We start from the raw sequence: 23,725 nt of genomic DNA on the forward strand, positions 1-23,725 counted from the left end.
AATAGCGTATCTGCCAGAGCGAGAAACTCTGGCAATTTTTATCTTTATATTTATAGTAGTGTAATTTTGTATTTTCAAGCGTAGGCAGACCTTATCAGAATATGAAATTAATTATTTAAATAATTTCAGCTAAGCTAATCCTTAGGAAAGGTGGGTAGGATTTGATTGTAAAAAAGAAGAAATGGGCGTTTTGGAAGAGTATTAATTTTAAAATTACGATTTCATTTCTACTCATTTTACTTGTTTCGATAGAAATTATCGGTAATATCTTTATCCAAAATTTAGAGCAAACGACGATTTCCGACTACAAGGAGACTGTCAATAATCGTGTTTCACAGCTAGCAACGAGTGCTGGCGATATTTTTAGCGATATGACTGAGACTGATGATCAGAAAAATGAAGTGCTGCAAAATCAATTAGAATCTTTTAATGCTTCAGACATTCTAGAGGCAAGAATTGTAGATAGTAAAGAGGTTATTCGGGCAGCCGTCGGTTCAAGCAATGATGAATTAATTGGTAAAAAGAATGACTATTTGGATTTGATTGATTTTACCTTAAAACGCAAGGAAATTGTTGAAGACGGAAGACAGGTTTACGTCAATGTTCAGCCGATTCAAAATAGTACAGGGGATTCGGTTTTAGGTGCAATCTATGTTAAGAGTGATATTAGTCAACAATATAACCGAGTTCAAGATATTGCAACGATCTTTTATAGTGCTTCTTTAGTTGCTGGTTTAATTTCCGTCATTGTTGCCTTATTATTTGCCCGTTCAATCACTAAACCAATTAAGGAAATGGAAAAGCAGGCGTTTAAAATTGCTTATGGAGATTATTCAAGCAAGATTAAGGTTGTTGGAGAGGATGAGCTTTCAGAGCTTGGAACTACCTTTAATCTTTTATCCAATCGTATTGAGCGAACGCAGGATACAATGGAAAGTGAACAAAATAAGCTGAATAATGTTTTGACCTACATGACTGACGGCGTTATTGCAACTGATCGTCGGGGCAAGGTGGTTTTGATTAATCAGCCAGCCTTGGATCAGCTTAATATGGCGCGTTCAGATGTCATTGGTACTTCGATTTTACAGCTTTTTGAGCTAGAAAAGGAATATACGATGCGCGATTTATTAGAAAATCGCCCAGAAATTGTCATTGATCGAGTAGATGCGAATGAAGACTTTATTTCCTTGAAATCAGACTTTGCGCTACTACGCCGAGAGTCAGGTTTTATCAGCGGCTTGGTTGCAGTTTTGCATGATGTCACTGAGCAGGAAAAAAACGAGCGTGAGCGGCGTAATTTCGTTTCTAATGTCTCGCATGAATTGCGCACTCCATTGACTTCGGTAAAAAGCTACCTTGAGGCACTGCAGGATGGTGCTTGGCGTGATTCCAAGATAGCCCCAGAATTTATTGATGTTTCACTTGAAGAAACAAACCGAATGATTCGGATGATTAATGATTTATTAAATTTATCTAGAATGGATGATGGGAATGTCCATTTGGATTTAGAAATTGTTAATTTTGTTAATCTAGTGGAATTTGTTTTAAATCGTTTTGATCAGATGATGAACAATGATAGTGATTTAAAGAAATATATTATTGAACGTGATTTCCAGCTTGAAACTGCATGGGTTGAGGTGGATACAGATAAGATGACGCAAGTAATAGATAACGTGATAAATAATGCGATTAAATATTCTCCTGATGGTGGTGTAATCACTGTCGTGCTTAAAACAGTACAGCATCAAGTGATTTTGAGTGTCACTGATGAGGGGATGGGGATTCCACGTAAAGATCTCGGTAAAATATTTGATCGATTTTATCGCGTAGATAAGGCGCGCGCTCGAAAACAAGGTGGCACGGGCTTAGGCTTAGCAATCGCTCGTGAGGTAATGAAGGCTCATGGTGGCTATATTTGGGCTAAGAGTCAGGAGGGCGAAGGTTCGACTTTTACACTTGTCTTGCCAGAGCAAGAAGATTTTGAAGTAGAGGAGTGGGATTAATGGAACGTAATATTTGGATTGATCGAATTCGAGTAATTTTACTCATTTTTTTGGTTTCGTTAAGCCTCTTCTTCACTTATAATGTTTGGTTACACCCTGTTAATGGCGAAAAGGTTACTAGTCAGGTTAATCAGGTTAAGGACACGACTGAATTGGATACAAAAAGATTATTTTTAGCGAATCAGCTTGTGCGGCATGATACAAATCAATCAGATATTGTTATCGGTAATAGTCTAATCAAAAAGGTTCAGGATCAGATTTCAAGTATGAATTTTAAAAAAATTAGCCAACTCAAGATGTTGTCAGCTACCAATTATTCGGATGCGATTAATGAGGCGGGACAAATTGAGCTTGTTTATCCTTATGCCTTTGCTTTGAGTGATTATATTAAATATTACGAATTAAACCTTGATGCTTCGGATATCTCAATGAATGAATTCAATCGAATTGCGATTAATGCTAAGCAAAATAAACTTATTTTTTATAATGATGATAATCGGTCGATACTTGAGACCACTGTTGAGTTTTCGAAAGCGCAATTGACCAAGATTATCAATCAAGCTGGGAATGAAACGATACCTGTTGTCCTGAGTCAAATTGATAATCATTTTATGTATCTATATCAAGATAGTGTTACTTTAAAAAAATATAATTATATTTATAGTAGGCAAGCGCAAAATATTTTTAAAACACTATTTTTTGGTAATAACAATGAAATCCAAACCATTGATTCTCAGGCAGAGGTTACTTACCTTGGCAATGATTCTACCCGACTTATTGTCAATGAGAACACTGGCATTGTTACCTTTAAGGAAACTGGCACGGGCGAAAAAAGCTTGGCTGATAGCCTGACCTATGTCAAGGTAGTGAGTAAAGAGTTAACTAATCTGAGGCTGTTTGAAAAAAATAATAATCATTTGCAATATCTAATGTTTATCGAAGGCTATCCGATTATTAATGATGATTATAAAGGACAAATTTCATTTGAAGTTAATGCTAAACAATCAATCAAAACAGTTATGACAAACTTAGAAGCAATCCAAGTACCGATTCCAACAGATGCTACGATTTCTTTGAAATCTAGTCAAGCGTTGATTGAAGCTATCAAAGCCAAAAATCCCTCTATCAAGATTGAAAATATCTGTATTGGCTACACTTGGCATAATTTGGGAGATAACACACAGGTTGTTGAATTAGTGCCAGAATGGTTTGTGAAGATTGATGATGAATGGCGCGATACGTCAGATTTAGTGTGAGGTGAGCCATGGATTTTAAAAACATACAAAATATTTTTATTGCGGTTTTTGTAATATTGAATTTCTTTTTATTTAGTATTTTTCAGGAAAATCGTGCTAAATATGACTCTGTTTCTAGTCAAGCTAAATCTAATATTGAGTATCGTTTAGAGAAAGATGATATTGAGGTAGATAGCTTATCCACTAAACATCAAAAGGGTTATTATCTGAGTGCTGAAAAAAAAGCGCTCAGTGATGAGTTTAAAAGCCTAGATGTTAAGAATATCGTAGAGAGCTCAAATGGTGAGATTAAAGCGACTCCAACTAATGTTGTTTACTTGGATAAAAAAGTAGATGCTGCTGCAGTTCAGGAACTACTTAAAAAAAGTACGTCTATCTACAATGCTTCGGATTATAGCTACCTGCCCTCATTCTCATCTTATGGTAAAAAGGAAGGGGAAATTGTTCTTGCGCAATCCTATAAATCACTGCCATTTTTAGATGAAAATAGTCGAACCTCATTAGATTTGACTGTGATAGATGACTTATATAAATTCACGTTAATTTCTCAGAATTATTTGATTAATATTAAGCCCTTGCGAGAGGCAGAGGATTTGATTTCAGAAAGAGAGGCAGTCATTGCCTTATACAATAATTTAAGAATTCCAGAAAAATCTAAAATTCTTTCTTTACAATTAGGCTATACTCGTATTATTGAGCTAAATCGCGAGAATGTCTATGTGCCAACTTGGTTTGTCGAGGTTCAATCTGAGGTTAAGTCGAATAAAACTGTTCAAATTGAAAAAGTAAATGCGCTTAATAGTAACGTTATTACGGAGACAACTGTCACCAAGATTAATGAATCTGATTAAAACTGTGAAAAATAGACGAGTCATTCGTTTATTCAGTCAGACGCTTTCTGTCTGACCGAATGACGTATCTATTTGAACAGTTTTGAGATAGAAAGCCCGTCAAAACAAGCCGTTTACGCATTTTAGACAATCTAGCTTCAACGACCAGCGTTTAGGAAATTAGAGAAAAAGTAATCCAGCTTCAATGCCTAGAAAGTTTCACATAAGTACACTCTGCGCTCGGGCAAAGTCTGCCTGAGTAAATAAACGCAGAGTTAGCTTATGTTTCAACTTTCTGAGCAAGGCATTTCAGCATTTTAGGCAATATTCGGAAATTTGTCTATTTTCCTATGGCATTGAAGCTGTCGCTTTAGCGACTTACAAAAACGCTTAGGCGTTGACTAGTCGTTGTCGCATTGTCCCCCATAATTATGAACAATAAAAAAGAGGTTAGGTCTTTTTGTAGCGACCCCTAAAAAGTTAGATTTTTACGTCTAACTTTTGGGGGGGCACTACATTTTGTCCCAACCTCTTTTAATTTTATAACCAAAAATGATGCTGCTGCGTACTAAAATGGATTTCATAAGGTCTTTGTGGTGCATCCTCACCATCAGCCTGCAGAAATTCAGGGTTCAATATTTTGATGTTTAAGCTATCAGTCTTTAAATGAATGATATCAGAATGATTCATCTGACGTCGTGTGACTATTAGGATTAATAGATAGAGTAGTTTGAATAGGTTATAGCGTTTAATTAATACAACATCAATTTGATTACTATAGATGTCAGCATCTGGCCACAAGGGGATACCACCACCGAAATAGGGATGGTTGGTGACAGTTAGCAAAAATGCGTTATTAACCTTCAGAAAATAATCAGCTGTAGTGATTTCAACTGGAAATGGTTTCTGCTGAAACAGTAAGCGAAATAAAATGACAATGTATGAGAGGTTACCAAGATGTAAACGGTTTAGTATTTTTTTTGATTTTGACTGGTTAGTTTTTGCGACAATAGCAGCATCAAGACCCACACCGACATTATTGAGTGCCAAATAGGATTTGTTATTTATTCTATAATTGATTACATTTAATTTTTGACCCTTGCTTTCCTGAAATTGTTTGAGTGCAGCGATAGGTTCTAAAGGCAAACAAATACCTCTAGCAAAATCATTGCCGGTTCCGGTTGCGATATAGCCTACAGGGGTTTCGCCAACGGCTTGAAGGACATTTGAGAGTGTTCCGTCCCCTCCGATAACCAGAATGCGATCGATTTTTGCCATGTGTTTAATAATTTTTTCTGCAATTTTTTTCTCTTCGCCAGCGTATTGTGTTTGATAAACCTTAAAGGCTTGCTTTTCTGCAGTCAGTTGCTTAAAAATTTGCTGTATTTTTGTTTTATTTTTAGAATTTCCAGCTTCTTGATTAACAATAATATGATAGTAATTCATCAGAACTCCAGACTGTCAGTATTCTTAGCATGTAATTTAAGCACTGGTTAATTATATCATGAATGTATTTCAGTAGTTAGTGTGGTGCTTTCGGGTTGAAGGTAATCATTATGCGATTATGGCCTACCTTCCCTTTTTGAAGTCAAAAGCTTCGCTAATAATTAAACCAATGGCGATTGCGAGTCCGATGGCAATTGTATTAATTGTTTTTTCAATACCTATGGCGTAGCTTCCAAGGCTAAAATGATTAATTGCTTCATAGGCCAAGCCACCGGGAACCAGCGGAATTATTCCCGGAATGTTAAAAACTGTAATAGGTAGTTTGAACCTTTTGGCAAATATTTTGCTGATTAAACCGATTATGATTGAGGCAACTAGCGTTGAAAAAGCCACCCCTAGACTTAGCTTTTGAAAAGCTATATAGACTAGCCAGCCAATCATTCCTGTCAAACCACCAGCTAAGAGACTACGTCTTGGAACGTTAGCGATAATACCAAAGGCGAGTGAACCAAGGAAGCTAAAAATAACTTGAATAAGCATCGGATTCCTTTCGTGTTAAAATAATTTAAGTGTAAAGACGATACCAAAGGCAATCATCAAAACAGTAATTGTTGCTTCGGCACCTCGAGATAAGCCACTAATTAGGTGACCGGATAGCAGGTCGCGAATCGAGTTAGTAATTAAAACACCTGGAACTAATGGCATGACTGCTCCATTTACAACGGCATTTATCTGTGTAATCCAGCTATAATGTCGACATAGTGCAGCTAAGCTCCCAATAGCAATTGCGGCGAGAATTTCAGCAAGAAATTTTAAGCCAAAATGTTTAGAGGTTGATAGATAGATAATATAGCTTAAGCTACCAATTATAAAGGTAGGCAGCAGGTCGGAAAGCTTACCGTTTAGGAGCATCATTAGAGAAGCGCTGACAATGCCAGCAGCAAGTACCTCAAGCCAAGCAGGGAAAAAGAAGTTTTCAGCTTCTATTTCTTTAAGCCTATTATGAAGCGTGGTAATATTAGCATGATTGGTTGAGAAATCGCGAATTGCTTGGTTAACCTGTGCAATTTTTTCTAAATTTGTGACACGATGAGTTATGTTTTTCATCAGCATGATATCGTATGCTTCTATGTTGATAAAAATGCCTGTTTGGGTTGTGTAGCTTGTGATTTCTATATTATCAGTCGCCCCAATTCTCTGTATGCAGTCTTCAATTCGGTGCATTTCAGCATTATTTTCCATTAAAATTTTACCTGCTAGAAGTGCTGTTTTGGCACTAAATTTTACGTCCATCAATGCTCCTCGCAAATCTTATATTTAGATAAGAATTCATATTAAATTTAGTTAAAAATGTTTAAATAAATATTAGCATAAAATCACTTATCTGGAGGACTTTAGTGATTACTTTGATAAAAAAATGAAAAATCGTCAAAATAATAGCTTATGTGTTAAAATAAGACAGGAATAAAGCCATAATTAAAAAGCTAGGAGAGAATTTAATGATATTAATCACTGGAGCAAGTGGACAATTAGGAACAGAGCTACGTTATTTATTAGATGAACGTGGTGTTGATTATACAGGTACTGATGTTGCTGAGTTAGATATTACAAATGAGGCTCAGGTTATTGAAGTATTTAATCAAATCAAGCCAACGATTGTTTTTCATTGTGCTGCCTATACTGCTGTTGATAAGGCTGAGGATGAGGGGAAAGCATTAGATTATAAAATCAATGTAACAGGGACTGAAAATATTGCCAAAGCAGCAAATTCCGTTGATGCATTGGTGGTTTATATTTCAACTGATTATGTTTTTGATGGTACCAAAAAAGATGGTGAGTATTCAGTTGATGAAAAGACGAATCCACAAAATGAATATGGTCGTACTAAGCGTTTAGGTGAAGAAGCGATTGAAAAATATGCTTCAAAATACTATATCATTAGAACAAGCTGGGTTTTTGGCAACTACGGTCATAATTTTGTTTTCACGATGCAAAAATTGGCACAGTCACATTCCAAGCTTACTGTCGTTGATGATCAATATGGCAGACCGACATGGACAAGGACCTTAGCCGAATTTATTACTCATTTAGTGGATACAAAGCAGGATTTTGGTTATTATCATTTATCGAATGACAATGCTTGTACCTGGTTTGATTTTGCCAAAGAAATACTGAAGGATTCCGATGTGGAAGTAGTACCTGTAACGAGCGAGGCCTATCCACAAAAGGCGAAACGACCACAGTATTCGGTGTTAGATTTAAGTAAGGCGAAGGCAACTGGTTTTGTAATTCCTACATGGCAAGAAGCTTTAAAAGGAATGTTGGCAAAATAATCTTTGCCCAAATACACCAAGCTTATTATTTTTTAGATTGGAGTCGTTATGCAGCACGTATTTATTATTGGCAGTCGTGGTCTGCCTGCTCAATATGGTGGCTTTGAAACTTTTGTCGCAGAGTTGGTCCAAAATCAAACCAGTGCAGCAATAAAGTATCATGTTGCTTGTCTTGATGATCAAAAAAATCAGGTGCATTTTGACTATTGTGGTGCAGATTGTTTTACTATTAAGGTACCAAATTTAGGACCGGCCAAAGTGATTGCTTATGATATGCTAGCGATTCACTATGCTTTGAAAATGGTTAAAATGGAAAGTATTAAACAGCCAATTTTTTATATTTTAGGTAATACAATTGGTGGTTTCATTCAATATTTTGCAAATCAAATTCATCGAGCTGGCGGACAGCTTTTGGTTAATCCTGATGGCTTAGAATGGCGCCGAAGTAAATGGTCTAAGCCAATTCAGCGCTATTTAAAATATGCAGAGCGGAAAATGTGCCAATCAGCAGATTTAATTGTTTCGGACAATCAAGGGATTGAAGATTATCTGCTTTTAGAATATCCTAAAACGGTTTCTCAAGTAATTGCCTATGGTACTGATATCGCTGAGGTTAATGCGAACGCTGCTAACCATGCTTTAGAGGAGTGGTATCAGCAATTTCAGCTGAGTCCAGGTGATTATTATCTGGTTGTTGGTCGATTTGTGCCTGAGAATAATTATGAAACGATTATTCGTTCGTTTATGGCGAGCAAGGTAAAAAAAGATTTAGTAATCATTACAAATTATCAAGACAGTGCCTATTATCAAGAGCTGAAAAATAAAACACAGTTTCAAAAGGATAGCCGCATTAAGTTTGTCGGTACAGTTTATCAAAAAGATTTATTGAGATTAATTCGTCAACAGGCTTTTGCCTATATTCACGGTCATGAGGTTGGGGGAACTAATCCGGGGCTATTAGAGGCGATGTGGGATAGTCCACTTAATTTAGTGCTAGCTGTTAGCTTTAATCAAAAGGTTGCCTTAGACTCTGCAATTTACTTTACCCCGGCCAATCTAACGTCAATTATTGAGTCAACTGAACAGAATGCTTCAATGCAAAAATTAAAATTTAAATCGCTAGCGCAGGCAATTATTTTGGAAAACTATACTTGGGATAAGATTGTGGCGCAATATGAGGAGCTATTTTTAAAATGAAAGTAAATATTTTGCTGTCTACATATAATGGTGAGAGATTTTTGACTCAACAGATTGAGAGCATTCTTGCACAAAGCTTTAGAGATTGGCGGCTATTAATTCGAGATGATGGTTCAACCGATCGAACGGTTGAAATTATTCGTGAATTTGCTGAACTGGACTCACGTATTTTGTTTATTAATAATGAAAATATTATAAATTTGGGTGTGATTCAGTCTTTTTTTGTATTAACGAAGTTTGATCAGGCAGACTATTATTTTTATTGTGATCAGGATGATATTTGGCTGCCTGATAAGCTAACAACGATTTTAAATGCTGCCAGCGAGGCTCAATTGCATCAGCCTGCGATGTATTACACAGATTTGAAGGTGGTTGATGAACAGCTGCAAATTCTTTCTGACAGTATGATTGCCACACAAAGTCACCATGCTAATACAACACTTATTGAAGAGCTTGCCGAAAATTCTGTGACTGGCTGTACTTCGATGATTAATGACGAACTAGCACAATTGTGGACGAATACCGAGCAAATTATTATGCATGATTGGTATTTAGCGCTGCTGGCAACTGCAGTTGGTCAATTGGTTTATATTGATGTACCAACGATTTTATATCGACAGCATAGTGAGAATGTATTAGGTGCACGAACATTTAAAAAACGGATGAGTAATTGGCTGAATCAACCGGTGAATCGTTACTGGAAATTAATTCATCAGGCACAAAAACAAGCTGAAAAAATCGCTAATGAAAATCAAGTACAAATGACCTCATCCCAGCTAGAAGTGTTGAATTGTTTTGTTGATATTGATCAACAATCCATTAGTGAGCGTGTACGTCGAATTAGTCGGTACCGTTATCGAAAAAACCGACTATTTCATACGATGATTTTGCGAGCACTATTGATTACGAATTGGTTTAATCCGAGATAATAATAGCCAAGTCCCTTGTTTCAAATTTGAAGCAAGGGACTTGGCTATTGCTATTAAATATAACTATTTTACCTTAAAGGGTGCTTTATTTTTTAGGTTAATCATTCGATAGAGCTACCTTGCTTTTTCGATTGAAAATACTATTTAAGACAATTGCTGTGACGGATGCCATGACAATCCCATTTGAAATAAACATTTGTAAGCTGTTGGGAAGGTTAGTAAAAATGCTAGCTGAGCTATTGAAACCAAGTCCTACAGCAATCGAAAAGCCAGCAATCAAAAGATTGTGCTCATTGTTAAAATCGACGTTACCGAGCATCCTCATACCTTGTACAGCTACCATGCCAAATAAAACGAGCATGCCACCGCCAAGAACAGGTGCAGGAACAAGTTGTGCCATTGCGCCAAATTTTGGTACGAGTCCTAAAATCATTAAGAATAATGCGGTAAAGAAAATTGGTTTACGAGATCGAATACCTGAAAGCTGTACTAATCCAACATTTTGTGAAAAGCCGGTATAGGGGAAAGTATTGAAAATACCACCAAGCAGAACGGCTAAGCCCTCAGCGCGATAACCATTTCTTAATTTCTTTTGTGAAAGCTCTTGTCCGGTAATATCTGACAGCGCTAGATAGACACCCGTTGATTCTACCATTGAAACCATAGCAATGATGATCATCATAATGATTGAAGTTAATTCAAATTTGGGTGCGCCAAAGAAAAATGGTGTTGGCAAATGGAAAACTGGTGCTTCTTTTATGACACTAGTATCAACCATGCCAACTGTACTTGCAGCTATTGTGCCGACAACTAGACCAATTAAAACGGCGATAGAGCGTAAAAAGCCCTTGGTTAAGAATTGAATTGCTAAAATAATAACAATAGTGATTGCTGCTAAGATCAAGCTTTTTAAGTCAGCTGGTGTTTGATTATTGGCGATATTCCCCATTGCAACTGGAATCAGCGTCAAGCCGATAACTGTAATGACAGAGCCGGTTACGAGCGGTGGGAAGAAACGTCTTACCTTAGAAAAAAAACCAGAGATTAAAATTACAAAAATTCCCGAAGCAATGATTGAGCCAAAAATTGCACCTGAACCATGCTTGGCACCGATTAAGGAAAGGGGCGCAACGGATTGGAAGGCGACACCTAAGACAACTGGTAGCCCTATGCCAAAATACTTATTCATTTGTAGCTGTAGGAAGGTTGCGACGCCACACATAAAAATATCTGTTGATATCAGATAGGTTAATTGCTCAGATGAATAGTTTAGAGCGCTTGCGATTAAAATTGGGACTAAGATACTGCCTGAGTACATTGCTAATAAATGCTGTAAGCCTAAAACGGCAGCTTGACCATTTTTTTGTTCATTGAGTTCAAATTTCACAATAATTCCTTTCATCACTTAAAAATAATAGGTACTTTAAGAGTCTAACAAAAAATGACAAGGTTTTATTTTAATTATTTAATTTTAGTTTAAAAAATTTAAAAATGTTCGGGAAACTATCCATATTTATTGTACTGAGGTCTAATCCGTTATATAATTAGCATTAATCGCAAAATGTTTCGGGGGAGTAGATGAATTTATTAATTAATTTATTGTTTGTTTTCCTGATTCTTTGGTTTTTAGCTTCTCTAGTCCTAATTGGAAAGAGTTATTTTATAAATAGTGAAAATTCATTGCGGCACCGTCGATTTTTTTGTGGCTTCATGTTAGGCACACCACTAATATTCTTATTTTTATTAGTGTTAATTGTTGTTTCTGATCCCATCGTTCGTGGTGTTAAGGGCGCAACGATTGAGGCAAGATTTGAAATTATAGAAAAAGATGCTGAGCATTTAGTTATGAAATCGCCACTTACGGGCTCAGAAATTATCTATTATCCAGATAATCGAGAAGGTAGCTATATTTCTAATTTTAAAAGCCGAAAAATTGGAGAGGAAATATATATTTATAGTTTTCGACCAACAGTATTACCGATGAATGTCATTACATGGTGTGATTATAAAATCAGGAAGCTACCGACAAATCGAACCTTTTCAGATCAGCTGGAAGTGATACAGAAGTATCGGCAAACACATCATTATTAATGTTTGCTTGACTTTAATCTTTATTATATAGAACTAGGTATTATTGGAGGAACTTAAAAATGATGAGAAATACGGGGAAAAAATTTAGTAAGTCAGAATTAGCAGGGTTGGAAATTGAAATTCAAACAATAACTGATGAGAATAATGGCTTGAAGGCAAGATTAGCAAAGGTTTCTGATGAATTGCAATCGAAAACAGAGCAATTGCAGCAATTAGATAATGTTTATGATGAAATAAAAAATAAGGACAAGCAAATCGCCAGCTTGCATGAGGATTTAAGAACAACGAGTAAAAAATATGAGGATCTCAATGAAAAATATATTGCTCGTACTGATGCTGTTGAGTCCCTAGCTGAGTTAAAAATTAAAAACTCGCAGCTAGATAGTCAGAATCAATTATTACAGAACAAGGTTGTTGAGTTAGAAGCTAACCAACCAAAATATAATGAACACGATATCACTGAGCTAAGACTTGAAGCGCTGAAAATTGCTGATGAGACTAAAAAAGCAGCGGAGGCTGAGGCGGAACGTATTAATCTGGCTGCAAAAGCTGAGGCAGAACGCATGATTTCACAAGCAGCTGATCGTCGCGATGAGATGCTGACAGTTGCTGAAAATCAAAGTGAAGACATGATTGCCAAAGCGCAGAAAGAGGTAATAGACACACTTGCCACAATTTCCGTTAAACGTGATGTTTTACGTTCAGAGGTTAGTGATTTGTATCAACGGATGCAGCAGTTTAATAGTGAAACACAGACGATTTTTGGTCAATTTTTTGAGGAAAACCCTCAAGAAGCAATTGAACGTCTATTAGCAGAAGAATAGGTGAGAAATGAATGATATTGTTTTTAAATTTGTTCAAGAAAATATCAAGGAACAATTTTTAAAGCAACTTCAAGACTGTTTTGAAACATACTTTAATTATCCATTTAATCGAGATTATTATGAGGATTATTTTCTTACTCAATTAAAAAAAAGAAAAGTCCGAGAGTATAAAAGGGATATCTCATTACCTTGGGAGCAACAACCAGATTATGAGGGCATATTAGAAGATTTTGCAAAAAACTTTCCGCAAAAGGTCTTATATCAAGCCGTGGCAGAGAAAAAAGGGTTAGAGGTTATTTTGCATTTGAAATATATTGCTTTTTCATTTTCGACAAATGGCAGAACGCTTTCTTTTTTAGATAAGAAGACAGATTCAGGATTTACAGTTTTAGTATGGAGTCATGAGGTTGAACGAATTTATTGGTCCTATCAAAAAAGATCCAATGCGTTAATTGATGGTGAAACGCGTATTAATACGTTATATGATGATATTTTACTTGAAAAGGAACCGATTATTTCTGGTTCTTTTGATATTATTGATAAAACGAGTGATAAAAATTTGGGTGATACCTTTATTGGTGAAAGTCCTCTGGCAAATTTAGATTTAAGTGAAAAGGCTGAGGCGGAATTAGAGGTATTATCAGCTGCTGAAAAATTATCTTTTGAATCAGCGCCACCAGTCTCGAATTCGGAGCGATTAGATGAATCATCAACTCAAAAGCAAGCTTCAGAGGATATGGCTGAGCCATCTAGAACTACTAGAAATGTAATTAAAAATTCATGGCTAGATAAGCTAAGAAGCTTTATAAAAAATGTATCGGTAGCTGATAAATCTCAGTCTACTGAATTAGCTGTTATTGAAGATGGTGAATATCAAAGCTACGATGATTATGCATTGGATACTATTATTGTAAAGGCTAATAAATTGGCTAGTTTATGGGAATACCACGAGGATAGTATGAAATATGTTGGTTCAAATGCAGTGCGCTTTGCCGAAATACTTGGTAGTGACCCCATTGCAACCTCAATAGAAGAATTAAATGATTTAAAGCAAAGGCTGCTTGCTGTTATTGACCAATTACCGCAAAAGAAGAAAAGGTTTTCTAAGGAGATAATTTATTTAGTCAACCCAACGCAGAATCGGTTATTCATGGAGGTCAATCAGTTATTTGATCAAATTCAATATGAAAATAAAATTTTGAATCAGTTAATATAAAAAGGAATGAGGGACAAAAAGACGTTTAACGCCGTAAAAAAAGGGTGTTTTCTCTCTCTGATTAAAACTGTGAAAAAATAGACAAGTCATTCGTTTATTCAGTCAGACGCTTTCTGCCAAAGTGCAAGACGGACTTGTATTGCTACTTTTCTAGTTGATTTAACCCATTAACGCTAAGCGGTCGTTTCAACTTTCTGAGCAAGTCATTTCAGCATTTTAGACAATCTAGCTTCAGCGGCTTGAAAGTATCGGCATAAGCTGAAAAAATAATTCGTGGCAACAATTGAACTAAACTTTTAAAGAGCTCCTTGGTCGCTTATAAAAGTAAGTTTAATTGCATATCTTATCGACTAAATGCCTCAAATTTTATTCTGAAATTTTCTGAGAGTAAGTCGTCATGGTAAATGGCGTCGTTACTATTTTTCAGTTTGATGCTCAGCTTTCAAAACGAGCCGTTTACGCTTTTAGACAATTTAATCCATAAATTACGAACATTATGAAAGGGGTTAGGACTTTTGTCCCAACCCCTTTCGGATTATGCTTCTTTAGGTGTACGCCCAAAAATACTTTGGATAATCGCCATAGCGACTAAGCTGATAATCACCGTAAAGTACAGGTTTGAGTATTGAGTAATATCGAAGCCATTGTTCCAACGATAGATGAAAACGATAATTGCTAAAATAATTGCGAGCAAGACATCAAAGAAGGCGAAGGCCCAAAGATTTCCATTTTCCTTTTTCACTAAATAAAAAATAGTGAAGAAAATTGTTAATGCAAAGAAGCCAATACCAGCTAACACGCCTGCCCAATAAATTAAAAATGGTACCATAAATTTACTCCTTATAAAATTATTAATTAATAACCATAATATAACTCTATTGTAGCATTAAAATATAAAAATTGAGAAAAAATTTAACCAATCAAACTAAAACAACAAACGCCTAGCCTTTATTTTTAATGAATTTTAAAGTAAACTTATTATAAGTAATATATCTTGAAATGAAATGTATTGGAGAATAAAATGAGTGGCATATTTATTTCAATTGAAGGACCGGAAGGTTCAGGGAAAACAACCTTATTAAATGCGTTAATTCCTAGGTTAAAATCCAGCAGCTGCACTGAAATTATTGCAACACGTGAACCGGGTGGCATTAAGATTTCAGAACAGATAAGACGCATTATACTGGATCCAGAAAATTCGGAGATGGATGCTCGAACGGAGGCTTTGCTGTTTGCAGCTAGTCGCAGACAGCACTTGGTTGAAAAGGTAATTCCAGCATTAGAAGCAGGGCAAATGGTGATTGCAGATCGTTACGTTGACAGCTCATTGGCTTATCAAGGGCAAGCCAGAAAGCTCGGCATTAACGCAATTGCTGAATTGAATCAATTTGCCACAGATGGCCTGCTGCCACAGCTGACATTATTACTTGACTTAGACCCTGAGGCTGGTCTTAAGCGAATTATGCAGCATCGTCAGGAAGAAATTAATCGAATTGACATGGAATCAATCGCCGTCCATCAGCTCGTTCGGCATGGCTTTTTAAATGTTTTAGAAATGTACCCAGAACGGATAAAAAAAATTGATGCGCATCAAACACCAGATCAGATACTTGAAGAAGCCTATCAATTAATTATTAATCGCTTTCCAGAAAATTTTAAATAGAGGAGCTTGATGAAAATGAAGATGATTTTAGCAATTGTACAGGATAAGGATGCCAATCGACTTTCTAATAAATTTATTGATCACAATGTCAGAGCAACTAAGCTTTCTTCTACTGGTGGTTTCTTAAAGTCTGGCAATGCAACCTTTATTGTTGGGATTGAGGATGAACGCGTAGATGAGGTACTTAAGCTAATCGAAGAAACAAGCAAGGCCAGAAAATCGTATGTTCAGTCTCCAATTACTCTCGATTTATCAATGGATGGGCAAGTCCCATATCCAATTGAGGTTGAGGTTGGCGGTGCAACAGTATTTGTATTACCAGTTGAAAACTTTTTGAGATTTTAATAATGGATATGCATGACGTACAACCAGTTTTGTATCAGCGGTTTAAAAGAGTCCTACAAAAACAGTCTCTTTTTCATGCCTATCTCTTTACTGGCGGTTTTTTTAGCTTTGAGTTTGCAATTTGGATAGCACAAAGCTTGTTTTGTCAGCAGGCAGAACAGCATTTAGCCTGTGGTAAGTGTCGTAACTGTCAATTGATTGCTGCAAATGATTTTTCAGATGTTCAACTAATTCAACCCACTGGTAATACAATCAAGGTAAATCAAGTCCGTGAGTTAATTAGCGAGATGTCACAAACGGGTGTTGAAGGCAATCAGCGAGTCTTTATCATTAAATCAGTTGATTTATTAAGCTCTAGTGCCGCTAATGCGTTATTAAAATTTATTGAAGAGCCAAGTCCAAATACTTATTTGTTTTTATTAACGAATCAATTAGGTCAAGTTTTGCCCACAATACAGTCACGAACTCAAATTATTCCCTTTAGAAAAAATATATTAGGCTTCAGTGAAGCATTGAAGCAACAGGATATTTTGCCTAGTAAGGCTGATTTATTAGCAAATGTGACTAATCATATGAGCGATGCACAGCTTTTAAATGAGAGTCAATGGTTTAATCAAGGAACGCAGCTGATTCAACAATGGGTATCAGATTTGTCGAATCGAAACAAGCTAAGCTTTGTTTCGGTGGGCGCAAAATTAGTGCCAATCTTTGATGATAAAGATAAACAGAAAATCGCGTTTAATTTAATCGCTTATTATTTTGAAAAGCAAATGCTGTCAACAAAGGATAGTCTTTTGTCGGCCAATCTTTTTAAGGCAGAAAAAAAGTTTCAATTTAATGTTAGCTTTCAAAATTGCCTAGAGATGTTAGTTATAGATTCACTTTGGAGATGATATTTTGAGTAAAGAAGAGGTTATTGGTGTTCGTTTTAAGAAATTAGGAGAAATCAGCTACTATTTAGCGAGTCACCAGTATAATATGAATGATTTAGTTGTCGCCAAAACAAAAAATGGTCGAATGCTAGGTAAGGTTTATTATACGAATCGTCTGATGAAGGCGGCAGATTTACCTGATCAGCTTCTAGAAGTACAGTCTGCAACAGATGGCGATATCAGACTTTATGAACAGAATATTGATGCTGCAAAAATTGCGCAGCGTCAAATTGCTAATTGTATTAGCGAGCTAAAACTTGGTATGAAGCTATTGCAAGTTGAGTATACTTTAGATAAAGAACGATTAATCGTTTATTTTACTGCTGAAGGACGTGTTGATTTTCGTGAACTTTTGAAGGTATTAGCATCTAAATTTCATTTGCGAATCGAGCTGCGTCAGGTAGGACCACGTGATGAAGCAAAGGTAGTGGGCGGTCTTGGACCCTGTGGTCGAGTGCTGTGCTGCTCAAGCTTTTTGGGCGATTTCCTACCTGTTTCAATTAAAATGGCAAAAAATCAAAGCTTGTCACTTAATCCAATTAAAATTTCTGGCTTGTGCGGCAGACTATTATGCTGCTTGCAGTATGAAGATGAATTTTATGAGACCGCTAAACGTGCCTTTCCAGACTGGGGACAGCGAGTTACAACCCAAGAGGGTACAGGTCGTGTGGAGGGTATGAATATCATTCAAGGGATTGTGAAAATTCGCTTTGATAAGGCTCCTGTTTTAGTTGATTATGCTATTGAAGAAATTGAATTTAAATCAAAATAATCAAAAAGGAGTCGCTGTGGATAAAAAGAAATTAGTCGATAATTTTAATGATTTGGAGCGTTTATTGACTTTAATTGCAAATGAGCTGAGTGAAACACAACAGGATTTGAAGGAAATTGTTGAGGAAAACACTACCTTACGTGTCGAAAATGAAAGATTGCGGGAACGGATTGATGATTTAACAATCCCGATTAGTGAAGATGCATCAAAAACGGTTAAATCAGAAAATAGTCAGAAAATTTCAAAGTCGAGATTAAATTTAGAAAATATTTACGAAGAAGGCTTTCACATCTGCAATCAATTCTATGGACAGCGCCGAATTGATGATGAGCCTTGTTTGTTTTGTATGGATGTTATTTATCGATAAATTATCACTACTCTAAAATGGGTGGTGATAATTTTAAGCTAATGATAAATTGCCGTGAATAATTAGATATAATCAATGGTTAAGGAGCTTCAAATGAAAATACAGAAAAGTTTTAAGCAAGAGGGTAGTAAGCTTTATTTGATACCGACACCAATTGGCAATTTAGCAGACATTACGCTTAGAGCAATTGAAACATTAAAATCGGTCGATTTAATTGCCAGTGAGGATACAAGAAATACAGGCAAGCTGCTGAAGCATTTCGACATTTCCAAAAAACAGGTTAGCTTTCATGAGCACAATGCGTCAGAGAAAATTCCATTTTTGATTGAATTTATTAAAAAAGGGCATTCTGTCGCACAGGTGAGTGATGCTGGTATGCCCAGTATTAGTGATCCAGGACAAAACCTTGTCGCAGCATGTATTGAAAATGATATTGCTGTGATTGCTTTACCTGGTGCGAGTGCTGGTATCACAGCTTTAATTGCCAGTGGTTTGATACCTCAGCCGCATATTTTTTATGGTTTTTTACCTAGGAAGAATGGTGAGCAAAGAAGGTTTCTTGAGTGCAAAAAAGCTTACCCAGAAACTCAGATCTTTTATGAATCACCCTTTCGAGTGGCTAAAACCTTGACCTTATTTTTAGAAATTTATGGCGATCGTCAGCTTGTGCTAGCTAGAGAGCTAACGAAATTGTATGAAGAATATCGTCGAGGTTCGATTAGTGAAGTTTTAAAAAGTTTAACTGATGAACCGATAAAAGGAGAATGCTTATTGATTGTTTCTGGTGAGACAGATGTAGCTACCTTGGAAACTGAAGGCACCTATACCGAACAAGTAGAGCGGCTAATTGAGACTGGCATGTCTTCAAAAATGGCAATTAAACAAGTTGCAAAGCTTAACAATGTTGAAAAGCAATTAGTTTATTCTGAATTTCATAATCGTTAATCGGCAGTTTCCTTTGGTAATACCCTTATTTTTTTGATTTTAGATAGTTGAACTAGCACTGTTTGTTGATTTGCAGTGGTGATAATTAAGAGATTTTTAGCTGGCTGATAGCGATTGATTTTACCATTGATAATCGAAAAATCACCATCCTCATTGCGATAGTTAATGACAATTATTCTGTTTTGTGTCAGTGCGATTTTAATCTGATAGCGCGTATCCTCGGATAATTCCAAAGGTTTGGCATCAAGCACAGGTGCATTAATGAAATTATGAAATAATTTTTTAGACCAGTAACTTGCGATATGTTTTAGATTTAGCATAAGTATACCATCCCATAAGTAAAGCGATTAGCAGTATGATTCTATATTATAAAGTAAATTTCAATAAAAATATATACCTCTGACGAATAAAAAGCTCTGAGCAATTTGCCCAGAGCTTTTTATTATGATGAACTGCGGCCTGAGTAGATGGACTTAACTTTACCATACCACCAGCCTCCGAGTTTTCGTTGAATCCAAGGCTGTACCCATTTATCCAAACCAAGTGAGCGACCAGAGCCGTTCATCAAAGCGATTGCGACAAAGATAAACCAGATATTGACCCAATAGAACATGCCCGATAGGCAGAACATAACGGTCAAGCCAGCGGTTGCTGCGCTGGCAACAAATGTAAATAGACCAGCAATTAAGGCTAAGGCAATCAATAATTCTACAATTGTCATAAATTTTTGCATGAATAATGCGACATCCTTGTTAGGAATCATAAATTTCATAATAGGTTCCAAGAATTTTGGCATTTTATCAAAGACAGCCATTGGATCAGAGCCATAAGCATAGCTCAAACCAAATTCAGCCGTTTTTCCAGCTGCCTCAGTAGCAGTACCACTTGCTGCGCTTGTAGCTTCAGCCGTTTTTGTAGCTGCTTCACTTGCTCCAGTTGTCGCAGCAGCGGTTTGATGTAGCCAATCGAATGGGAATTGAACATCATTTGTAAACCATGAACCCTTGCCAAACCAAGTCGAGGGTTTAAGATAATCACCGTCACCAACAACCTTGTGACTGGCTTCAATTAGCCAAACGAAGCCATAGAAAACACGTAATGGGACACTCCACAGCACATTGCCAAGTCTTGAAAGATGGCCACGTCCAACATTTCTCTCATTTTTAGTATGGAAAAATTCATTTTTAAAATATTGGAAGAAATAATAGCCTGAGCCAACCTGAAGTGTATAAATAATATAGATGAAATGCTTCATTAGCATAGCTAAAAAGCCACTTAAATGAAGTGTATTCATGATGTATGCCACGCCCCATTTCGAGCCGACAGACACCATAAAGCCTGAATAATTAGGTTTATAAGTATGCTTTTCTTCACCTTTTATTTTAGAAATAATATTTGCAGCAGCGGTATGTCCCGTGCCCTCAGCGGCTTGAACAATTTGCGGCGTTGGTCGGCCTGTTTCTGGCTCAACGTAGGCCGAAATATCTCCAGCAACGTAAATGTCCTTGTCCTCATAGCCAATTGCTTCCATGTATTGATTGGCCTGGAGGCGATTGCCACGCTCAGTTTCCTTTAGCTCATAAGCCTTTGCCTCTGTATTACCCTGAACACCAGTGGTCCAAATTAAAGTATGTGATGGAATATCATCACCATCCTTAATTGAAACATGGCTGGCAGTCACGCCTGTAATTGCATGATTTGTCAGGATTTTTACGCCCTTTTTGTCTAAGAAGCGATGTGCCTTATCCGCATCAACACGAGGGAGCATATTTAGAATTGTTGGCATCATTTCAACAACCCCAATCGTAAATTCTTCAGGGTCTAGTTTATATTGTTTTGCGGCAACAAATTTCCAATCAACTAGCTCGCCAACCATCTCAATACCTGTGAAGCCTGAGCCTGCTACTAAGAAAGTAAGCAAAGCTTTTCGTTTTTCAGGATTTTTTTCTTGAGCAGCTTTTTCAACCGTTTCATCAAGGTGACGGCGGATTTTCATGGCGTCTTCAAACGACCAAAGCGTAAAGCCGTGTTCTTTAACACCGGGCACACCGAAATCATTAGGCTCACCACCCACCGCTACAATTATTGAATCATATTGGTAAGTATTGCTTTCGGTAGTAACAGTTTTATTTTCCTTGTCAATTTCTGTTACTTTGTCTGTTACAATCGAAACATTTTTTCGTCTACCAAGTAGTCGTTGTAAATCATACTGAACACCATCAGGGTCAATTCTTCCTGCTGCAACCTCATGAAGCTGTGTCATCATTGTATGATAACTATGCTTATCAATTAGTGTGATTTCAGCGGAGTCTTTTAATTTTTTTGAAAGATATCTTGTCGCAGATAGGCCAGCAAATCCAGCACCAATGACAATTATTTTTTGTTTAGCCAATGTGAAAACTCCTTTTATAATATTATAATAATCGCAATTCAATTATAACGCTTTCAAATTTGAAACACAATCAATTAATTTAATGTTAAATAATAGTTTATTTAAGCTATAATAAAATAAGTCAAAAAACGTTTTTGAAAGGAAAATAAATGAAATTCACAAATAAATGGAAACTGCTATTTGTTATATTATTGATTGGATTTTTTGGGGGCTGTACTAAGGCGACACAAACCTCTGATTTGTTGAGTAAGCCTGATAAACAGGAAATATTTGCACTAGGCACGTATGTTGAAATTAAAGTTTACGATAAGCATAAGGAGACAGCGTTAGCTGATGCCATGAGCCTTATCAAAAAATATGACAAGGAAATTACTGTCAATGAAGATGGCTCTATTTTAGATGAGGTCAATGAGAATGCTGGAATTAGGCCTGTTAAGGTCCCTAAGGATATCATGAAAATGCTTGTCTATGCTAAGTCTGCTTCTGAAGATCAAGGTTCATTTGATATTACGATTGGTGCTTTGACAAAATTATGGCATATTGGTTTTTCAGATGCTAAGAAACCCAGCCAGTCAGAAATTGATCAGGCATTACAATTGATTGATTACCATAATCTTGTTTTAGATGTAGATAATTCAACAGCTTACTTGACTGAAAAGGGCATGCAAATTGATGCTGGCGCAATTGCCAAGGGTTTCATTACAGATCAAGTTGTTACTCAGCTTGAAAAAAATGGTGTGACCTGTGCAATTGTTAATCTGGGTGGTAATGTTTATGTGATTGGTAATTCACCTAAGGCTGATAATAAGGATGCTTGGACAGTTGGCATACAGGACCCAAATAAAGCACGAAATACGGTTTTAGGCTATGTTCAGGGGCGTGATGAATCCTTTGTGACAAGCGGTATTTATGAACGATATTTAGAGGTGGATGGTAAGAAATATCATCATATGTTGGATCCAAAAACGGGCTATCCATTTGATAATGATTTACAAAGTGTTACAATTATAGGAAAAAGCTCAATGACTGATGATGCCTATTCGACAATTGTTTATTCACTGGGTGTCAAGGAAGGTCTTAAATATATAAACGACAAAAAGGGTTATGAGGCAATTTTTGTGACTAAAGAAAATAAGATTTATTTATCTAAAGGACTTGAAGATAATTTTGATATTGAGACAGAATCGGGTTATACTATGGGCAATAATAGTGATATAGAATAGGAGCATTATGAAAAAAGCACGCCATCGAAATACTGAAAAAGTAAAGAAACATCGATTTAGAAATATAATTATTAATTTACTCTTAGTTTTAATGTTGCTAGTTGGCTTAGCGTTGGTTTTTAATAATCAAATTAAATATTATTTAATGGGCTTAAACGCCAACCAATATCATATTTCTAAGGTGACAGATAATACTGTCAAGGCGAATAATGAAACGGAGGGGAATTTTGATTTTTCTTCTGTGGAGCCTTTGAGCACTGAGGCGGTTGTAGAAGCTCAGGTAGCTAATCAGGATTTGCCAGTTATTGGCGGTATAACGATTCCAGCAATTAATCTTAATTTACCAATATTTAAAGGGTTGGATAATACTAATTTGCTTTGGGGTGCAGGTACGATGAAGGTTGATCAAAAAATGGGTGAGGGTAATTATGCCTTGGCTAGTCATTATGTGGCTGGACAACCCAAAATGCTTTTTTCTCCTCTAAAAGAAGGACCAGCTCAGGCTGGTCAAAAAGTTTACTTGACTGATAAAAGTACGATTTACGAGTACCAAATTAGTGAGGTTTATGAGGTTTCGCCTGAGCATGGAGAAGTAATTGATGATTTAGAGAATCAAAGGGTATTAACTTTGGTTACCTGCAGTGATGCTAATGCAACTAATCGAATAATCGTTCGAGCAAATTTTGAAAAATCATATTCGGTAGGTGAAGCGAGCCAGTCGGTTACGAGTGCCTTTGAGCAAAAGTATAATCAAATGACGTGGTAAGAAAAAAGAGGTGTCGGTATAAGGGGAACTGACACTATAATTAGATACAATTAAAAAAGAGCACCTCAAATTTAGTAAAATAAATTTGGAGGTGTTTTTCTAATGGCAAAACATAATTATTATCCGGAGACATTAAAAATTCAGATCGTTGAGAGATTATTAGCAGGAGAATCGGCTTCATCCCTTCGGGAAGAA

24 protein-coding genes are annotated in these 23,725 nt (G+C 36.3%); 17 read left to right on the forward strand and 7 right to left on the reverse strand.

Annotation, left to right across the window (positions count from 1 at the left end):
- Positions 1–164 precede the first annotated feature (164 nt).
- The 3 genes from walK to HOY35_RS10115 are packed head-to-tail and all read left to right on the forward strand — an operon-like array spanning position 165 to position 4,110.
- Entirely contained in the window at positions 165–2,003 is a 1,839-nt protein-coding gene (walK, locus tag HOY35_RS10105; RefSeq protein ID WP_172213346.1) for a cell wall metabolism sensor histidine kinase WalK, read from the forward strand.
- Entirely contained in the window at positions 2,003–3,259 is a 1,257-nt protein-coding gene (gene yycH / locus HOY35_RS10110) for a YycH family regulatory protein (protein ID WP_172213285.1), read from the forward strand. Before walK ends, yycH begins: the two co-directional genes overlap by 1 nt.
- A gap of 8 nt (positions 3,260–3,267) precedes the next feature.
- Positions 3,268–4,110: a two-component system regulatory protein YycI gene (locus HOY35_RS10115; protein WP_172213287.1), complete on the forward strand. Its 843-nt coding sequence runs from the start codon at positions 3,268–3,270 to the stop codon at positions 4,108–4,110.
- 519 nt (positions 4,111–4,629) lie between these two features.
- Here the strand turns inward: HOY35_RS10115 and HOY35_RS10120 are convergent.
- The 3 genes from HOY35_RS10120 to HOY35_RS10130 form a co-directional block, all read right to left on the reverse strand.
- Positions 4,630–5,535 carry a diacylglycerol kinase family protein gene (locus HOY35_RS10120; RefSeq protein ID WP_172213296.1) on the reverse strand — a complete coding sequence of 302 codons (906 nt, stop codon included), beginning with the start codon at positions 5,533–5,535 and terminating at the stop codon, positions 4,630–4,632.
- Positions 5,536–5,658: 123 nt separating this feature from the next.
- Positions 5,659–6,075 carry a threonine/serine exporter family protein gene (locus tag HOY35_RS10125; protein ID WP_172213298.1) on the reverse strand — a complete coding sequence of 139 codons (417 nt, stop codon included), beginning with the start codon at positions 6,073–6,075 and terminating at the stop codon, positions 5,659–5,661.
- A gap of 15 nt (positions 6,076–6,090) precedes the next feature.
- Complete coding sequence (locus HOY35_RS10130) at positions 6,091–6,828, reverse strand: threonine/serine exporter family protein (protein WP_172213300.1); 738 nt, start codon at positions 6,826–6,828, stop codon at positions 6,091–6,093.
- Positions 6,829–7,034: 206 nt separating this feature from the next.
- Here HOY35_RS10130 and rfbD point away from each other — a divergent pair, with 206 nt between their 5' ends.
- Genes rfbD through HOY35_RS10145 form a run of 3 tightly spaced genes read left to right on the forward strand, consistent with a single transcriptional unit; the run spans position 7,035 to position 9,994 of the window.
- Positions 7,035–7,868: a dTDP-4-dehydrorhamnose reductase gene (gene rfbD, locus HOY35_RS10135; RefSeq protein WP_172213302.1), complete on the forward strand. Its 834-nt coding sequence runs from the start codon at positions 7,035–7,037 to the stop codon at positions 7,866–7,868.
- A 48-nt stretch (positions 7,869–7,916) separates the two neighbouring features.
- Entirely contained in the window at positions 7,917–9,065 is a 1,149-nt protein-coding gene (cps2T, locus tag HOY35_RS10140; protein ID WP_172213304.1) for a beta 1-4 rhamnosyltransferase Cps2T, read from the forward strand.
- Positions 9,062–9,994, forward strand: a complete 933-nt coding sequence (locus tag HOY35_RS10145) for a glycosyltransferase family 2 protein (RefSeq protein WP_172213306.1) — start codon at positions 9,062–9,064, stop codon at positions 9,992–9,994. Before cps2T ends, HOY35_RS10145 begins: the two co-directional genes overlap by 4 nt.
- A 97-nt stretch (positions 9,995–10,091) precedes the next feature.
- On the opposite strand, the gene HOY35_RS10150 is transcribed toward HOY35_RS10145, so the two are convergent.
- Positions 10,092–11,384 (reverse strand): nucleobase:cation symporter-2 family protein, encoded by a 1,293-nt coding sequence (locus tag HOY35_RS10150; protein WP_349627506.1) that lies wholly within the window; start codon positions 11,382–11,384, stop codon positions 10,092–10,094.
- A gap of 188 nt (positions 11,385–11,572) precedes the next feature.
- Between HOY35_RS10150 and HOY35_RS10155 the strand changes: the two genes are divergently transcribed.
- Genes HOY35_RS10155 through HOY35_RS10165 form a run of 3 tightly spaced genes read left to right on the forward strand, consistent with a single transcriptional unit; the run spans position 11,573 to position 14,125 of the window.
- Entirely contained in the window at positions 11,573–12,085 is a 513-nt protein-coding gene (locus tag HOY35_RS10155; RefSeq protein WP_172213308.1) for a hypothetical protein, read from the forward strand.
- 59 nt (positions 12,086–12,144) lie between these two features.
- Positions 12,145–12,909 (forward strand): hypothetical protein, encoded by a 765-nt coding sequence (locus HOY35_RS10160; protein ID WP_172213310.1) that lies wholly within the window; start codon positions 12,145–12,147, stop codon positions 12,907–12,909.
- A 7-nt stretch (positions 12,910–12,916) separates the two neighbouring features.
- Positions 12,917–14,125, forward strand: coding sequence for a hypothetical protein (locus tag HOY35_RS10165; RefSeq protein ID WP_172213312.1), 1,209 nt, complete (start codon positions 12,917–12,919; stop codon positions 14,123–14,125).
- A 535-nt stretch (positions 14,126–14,660) separates the two neighbouring features.
- On the opposite strand, the gene HOY35_RS10170 is transcribed toward HOY35_RS10165, so the two are convergent.
- Entirely contained in the window at positions 14,661–14,954 is a 294-nt protein-coding gene (locus HOY35_RS10170; protein ID WP_172213314.1) for a hypothetical protein, read from the reverse strand.
- A 192-nt stretch (positions 14,955–15,146) separates the two neighbouring features.
- Between HOY35_RS10170 and tmk the strand changes: the two genes are divergently transcribed.
- From tmk to rsmI, 6 genes are all read left to right on the forward strand, one after another.
- On the forward strand, positions 15,147–15,788 hold the full coding sequence (gene tmk, locus HOY35_RS10175; RefSeq protein ID WP_172213316.1) for a dTMP kinase: 642 nt from the start codon (positions 15,147–15,149) through the stop codon (positions 15,786–15,788).
- Between the two features lie 15 nt (positions 15,789–15,803).
- A complete protein-coding gene (locus tag HOY35_RS10180; protein WP_172213318.1) occupies positions 15,804–16,133 on the forward strand; it encodes a cyclic-di-AMP receptor in 330 nt (109 codons plus the stop codon).
- A gap of 2 nt (positions 16,134–16,135) precedes the next feature.
- Positions 16,136–17,026 (forward strand): DNA polymerase III subunit delta', encoded by an 891-nt coding sequence (locus HOY35_RS10185; RefSeq protein ID WP_172213320.1) that lies wholly within the window; start codon positions 16,136–16,138, stop codon positions 17,024–17,026.
- Positions 17,027–17,030: 4 nt separating this feature from the next.
- Complete coding sequence (locus HOY35_RS10190; protein WP_249641539.1) at positions 17,031–17,837, forward strand: stage 0 sporulation family protein; 807 nt, start codon at positions 17,031–17,033, stop codon at positions 17,835–17,837.
- Between the two features lie 16 nt (positions 17,838–17,853).
- Positions 17,854–18,204 carry a DNA replication initiation control protein YabA gene (locus tag HOY35_RS10195; RefSeq protein WP_172213322.1) on the forward strand — a complete coding sequence of 117 codons (351 nt, stop codon included), beginning with the start codon at positions 17,854–17,856 and terminating at the stop codon, positions 18,202–18,204.
- A gap of 93 nt (positions 18,205–18,297) precedes the next feature.
- Positions 18,298–19,149, forward strand: coding sequence for a 16S rRNA (cytidine(1402)-2'-O)-methyltransferase (gene rsmI / locus HOY35_RS10200; protein ID WP_172213324.1), 852 nt, complete (start codon positions 18,298–18,300; stop codon positions 19,147–19,149).
- Here rsmI and HOY35_RS10205 read toward each other — a convergent pair.
- Positions 19,146–19,469: a hypothetical protein gene (locus HOY35_RS10205; protein ID WP_172213326.1), complete on the reverse strand. Its 324-nt coding sequence runs from the start codon at positions 19,467–19,469 to the stop codon at positions 19,146–19,148. The genes rsmI and HOY35_RS10205 overlap by 4 nt on opposite strands.
- 122 nt (positions 19,470–19,591) lie before the next feature.
- The gene (locus HOY35_RS10210) at positions 19,592–21,541 is read right to left on the reverse strand and encodes an NAD(P)/FAD-dependent oxidoreductase (protein ID WP_172213328.1); all 1,950 of its coding nucleotides are present in this window, start codon (positions 21,539–21,541) and stop codon (positions 19,592–19,594) included.
- Between the two features lie 149 nt (positions 21,542–21,690).
- Between HOY35_RS10210 and HOY35_RS10215 the strand changes: the two genes are divergently transcribed.
- A complete protein-coding gene (locus HOY35_RS10215; protein ID WP_172213330.1) occupies positions 21,691–22,764 on the forward strand; it encodes an FAD:protein FMN transferase in 1,074 nt (357 codons plus the stop codon).
- A 7-nt stretch (positions 22,765–22,771) separates the two neighbouring features.
- Positions 22,772–23,530, forward strand: coding sequence for a class A sortase (locus tag HOY35_RS10220; protein WP_172213332.1), 759 nt, complete (start codon positions 22,772–22,774; stop codon positions 23,528–23,530).
- Positions 23,531–23,725: the final 195 nt, after the last annotated feature.

This window comes from Enterococcus sp. MMGLQ5-1 (genome assembly GCF_013155265.1).
Classification (GTDB): Bacteria; Bacillota; Bacilli; order Lactobacillales; family Streptococcaceae; genus MMGLQ5-1.

Bases quoted from the DNA above. Each gene is read 5' to 3' on its own strand.
- yycH (WP_172213285.1), top strand. From the start codon at position 2,003: ATGGAACGTAATATTTGGATTGATCGAATTCGAGTAATTTTACTCATT.
- HOY35_RS10115 (WP_172213287.1), top strand. From the start codon at position 3,268: ATGGATTTTAAAAACATACAAAATATTTTTATTGCGGTTTTTGTAATA.
- HOY35_RS10120 (WP_172213296.1), bottom strand. From the start codon at position 5,535: ATGAATTACTATCATATTATTGTTAATCAAGAAGCTGGAAATTCTAAA.
- HOY35_RS10125 (WP_172213298.1), bottom strand. From the start codon at position 6,075: ATGCTTATTCAAGTTATTTTTAGCTTCCTTGGTTCACTCGCCTTTGGT.
- HOY35_RS10130 (WP_172213300.1), bottom strand. From the start codon at position 6,828: ATGGACGTAAAATTTAGTGCCAAAACAGCACTTCTAGCAGGTAAAATT.
- rfbD (WP_172213302.1), top strand. From the start codon at position 7,035: ATGATATTAATCACTGGAGCAAGTGGACAATTAGGAACAGAGCTACGT.
- cps2T (WP_172213304.1), top strand. From the start codon at position 7,917: ATGCAGCACGTATTTATTATTGGCAGTCGTGGTCTGCCTGCTCAATAT.
- HOY35_RS10145 (WP_172213306.1), top strand. From the start codon at position 9,062: ATGAAAGTAAATATTTTGCTGTCTACATATAATGGTGAGAGATTTTTG.
- HOY35_RS10155 (WP_172213308.1), top strand. From the start codon at position 11,573: ATGAATTTATTAATTAATTTATTGTTTGTTTTCCTGATTCTTTGGTTT.
- HOY35_RS10160 (WP_172213310.1), top strand. From the start codon at position 12,145: ATGATGAGAAATACGGGGAAAAAATTTAGTAAGTCAGAATTAGCAGGG.
- HOY35_RS10165 (WP_172213312.1), top strand. From the start codon at position 12,917: ATGAATGATATTGTTTTTAAATTTGTTCAAGAAAATATCAAGGAACAA.
- HOY35_RS10170 (WP_172213314.1), bottom strand. From the start codon at position 14,954: ATGGTACCATTTTTAATTTATTGGGCAGGCGTGTTAGCTGGTATTGGC.
- tmk (WP_172213316.1), top strand. From the start codon at position 15,147: ATGAGTGGCATATTTATTTCAATTGAAGGACCGGAAGGTTCAGGGAAA.
- HOY35_RS10180 (WP_172213318.1), top strand. From the start codon at position 15,804: ATGAAGATGATTTTAGCAATTGTACAGGATAAGGATGCCAATCGACTT.
- HOY35_RS10185 (WP_172213320.1), top strand. From the start codon at position 16,136: ATGGATATGCATGACGTACAACCAGTTTTGTATCAGCGGTTTAAAAGA.
- rsmI (WP_172213324.1), top strand. From the start codon at position 18,298: ATGAAAATACAGAAAAGTTTTAAGCAAGAGGGTAGTAAGCTTTATTTG.
- HOY35_RS10205 (WP_172213326.1), bottom strand. From the start codon at position 19,469: ATGCTAAATCTAAAACATATCGCAAGTTACTGGTCTAAAAAATTATTT.
- HOY35_RS10215 (WP_172213330.1), top strand. From the start codon at position 21,691: ATGAAATTCACAAATAAATGGAAACTGCTATTTGTTATATTATTGATT.
- HOY35_RS10220 (WP_172213332.1), top strand. From the start codon at position 22,772: ATGAAAAAAGCACGCCATCGAAATACTGAAAAAGTAAAGAAACATCGA.